General features: G+C 67.4%; 1 pseudogene. It reads left to right on the top strand.

What is annotated here, in order from left to right:
* Window positions 1-353, top strand: a pseudogene (locus tag CCN51_RS18655) (asparagine synthase-related protein); the annotation flags it as partial.
* Window positions 354-717: the final 364 nt, after the last annotated feature.

The following is a 717-nucleotide window of genomic DNA, read 5'->3' as shown; positions in this document are numbered from 1 at the left end:
CGGAGCGGCGGATGCGGGAGATCTGCTATCTGCACCTGACCCGCTTCGTCCAGTTCCTGCTGGACCGCAAGGACCGCGCGAGCATGGCGGTGGGCCTGGAGGTGCGGGTGCCCTTCTGCGACCACCGGCTGGTCGAGTACGTCTTCAACACGCCCTGGTCGATGAAGACCTTCGACGGCCGCGAGAAGTCCCTGCTGCGCGCCGCCACCCGCGATCTCCTGCCCGACTCCGTCGCCCAGCGCGTCAAGAGCCCGTACCCCAGCACCCAGGACCCCCGGTACGCCGACGCCATCCGGGCCGAGCTGCGCGAGCTGCTGGCCGACGACGACGCTCCGGTCCGCCCGCTGCTCGACATCGCCGCNNGGCCGGGGGTTTAGCGTCTTGCCACTTGTGTCGAAACCGTGAAAGGCTCGGGCGGCCCCACAGTGGAACATCCCTCAACTCCGAGAAAAACACTGACCTCTTGGCCATCCTCTGCCCGGCCTGATAAGAGTGTTGCCCGGCGGGGGCGCCGTTTGTTTCGTCAGTGAGGAAACCACCTCCATGCCCCACGAGTCATCTCCTGACGCCATATCCGAGACTGCTCTGCTCTCCGAATACTGGGACGCGGTACTCGACTACGCGAACCTGTGCACCACCAGCCCGCAGGACGGAATGCGGCTGGCCACCGAGGCGTTCCGGCGCGGCATCCGGGAGACCCGCACCTCGCGGACGCGG

Source organism: Streptomyces milbemycinicus, from assembly GCF_002154605.1.
Classification (GTDB): domain Bacteria; phylum Actinomycetota; class Actinomycetes; order Streptomycetales; family Streptomycetaceae; genus Streptomyces; species Streptomyces milbemycinicus.
Note: the sequence above shows the minus strand (reverse complement) of the source record. Positions and strands in the feature narration are given on the sequence as shown.